We start from the raw sequence: 1,641 nt of genomic DNA on the forward strand, positions 1-1,641 counted from the left end.
CGGTGGCCGCGGCGCTCGCGCGCACCGAGAGCATCGGCGCGCACTTCCGAACGGACGAAGCCGGCACGACCACCGGCGCCGCACTCGTCGACGCCGCATCGGCCACCGATCCGCGCGCGGCCGCTCGTGCCGCCGCATCCACCGCCTTCGAGGAGGCCGCCTGATGACCGACCACCGAGAGATCGACCGCATCGTCACCGCCGCGCTCGACGAGGACGCGCCCTGGGGCGACCTCACGAGCGAGACCCTGATCCCCGAGGATGCCACGGCCACGGCCGAGCTCGTCGCGCGCGAGCCCGGCGTGCTCAGCGGCATCGACGTGTTCGCAGCGGCGTTCCGGCTCGTCGACCCGCGCATCGTCGTCGAGGCGCTCGCCGCCGACGGCGACCCGTTCGACGTGGGAGCGGTCCTCGCCCGCGTGCACGGACCGGCACGCGGCATCCTCACCGCCGAGCGCGTGGGGCTCAACCTGGTGCAGCGGATGTCGGGCGTCGCCGCCCTCACCGCTCGCTACGTGGCCGCGGTCGCGGGCAGCGGGGCGCGCATCGTGGACACCAGGAAGACCACGCCCGGCCTCCGCAGCCTCGAGCGCCAGGCGGTGCGCGACGGCGGCGGACGCAACCACCGCCGTTCACTGTCGGACGCGATCATGGCGAAGGACAACCACCTCGCGGTGCTCACCGCCGGCGGGCGCGACCTCGCGACGGCGCTGCGCGAGGCGCGCGAGCGGATGCCGCACACCGCCCACCTCGAGGTGGAGGTCGACCGGCTCGACCAGCTCGACGCCGTGCTCGCCGGCGGGGCCGACACCATCATGCTCGACAACTTCTCGCTCGACGACCTGCGCACGGGCGTGCAGGGGATCGCCGGGCGGGCGGTCGTGGAGGCATCCGGCGGCGTCTCGCTCGACACGGTCGCGGCGATCGCGGCGACGGGCGTCGACGTCATCTCGGTGGGGGCGCTCACGCATTCGGCCCGAGCCCTCGACCTGGGGCTCGACGTCGTGATCTCGGCCGGCTCGGATGCGCCCGTTGCGCCGGGGGCGGCCCCGTGATCTTCCTCGACCACGCCGCGACGACGCCCGTGCGCCGGGAGGCGCTGGAGGCGATGTGGCCCTACCTCACCGGGTCGTTCGGCAATCCGTCGAGCCGGCACGGACTCGGCGACGAGGCCGCGCGCGCCCTTGCGGCGGCCCGTGCGGAGGTGGCCGCCGTGGTGGGCGTCCGCCCGGGGGACGTCGTCTTCACGGGCGGCGGAACCGAGGCCGACAACCTCGCGGTGAAGGGCATGGCGCTCGCCAACCCGCGCGGCCGGCACGTGCTCGTGTCGCCGATCGAGCACGAGGCCGTCCTCGAGTCGGCCGCCTACCTCGCACGCGTGCACGGCTTCACCGTCGACCTGCTCGAGGTCGACGAGCACGGCACGGTGCATCCCGAGGCGCTCGCCCGCCGCATCCGCGACGACACGACGCTCGTGTCGGTACAGCTCGCGAACAACGAGATCGGCACGGTGCAGCCGGTGGCCGAGCTCGCCGCGGTGGCCCACGCCGCCGGTGCGCTGATGCACTCGGATGCCGTGCAGGCGGCCGGGTGGCTCCCGCTCGGGCTCGACGGGCTCGGTGCCGACGCCCTCTCGCTCGCC

Annotated in this window: 2 protein-coding genes; both read left to right on the forward strand. The window is 75.0% G+C overall.

Translation table 11 applies throughout. The annotated features are described in order from the left end of the window. Positions 1-163 precede the first annotated feature (163 nt). Positions 164-1,054, forward strand: coding sequence for a carboxylating nicotinate-nucleotide diphosphorylase (nadC, locus tag GH736_RS22630; protein WP_159607239.1), 891 nt, complete (start codon positions 164-166; stop codon positions 1,052-1,054). Beyond that, a partial coding sequence (locus GH736_RS22635; protein WP_159607241.1) for a cysteine desulfurase family protein occupies positions 1,051-1,641 on the forward strand: 591 nt, incomplete at its 3' end. The genes nadC and GH736_RS22635, both read left to right, overlap by 4 nt.

The organism is Agromyces humi (assembly GCF_009720255.1).
In the GTDB taxonomy this organism is placed as follows: Bacteria; Actinomycetota; Actinomycetes; order Actinomycetales; family Microbacteriaceae; genus Agromyces; species Agromyces humi.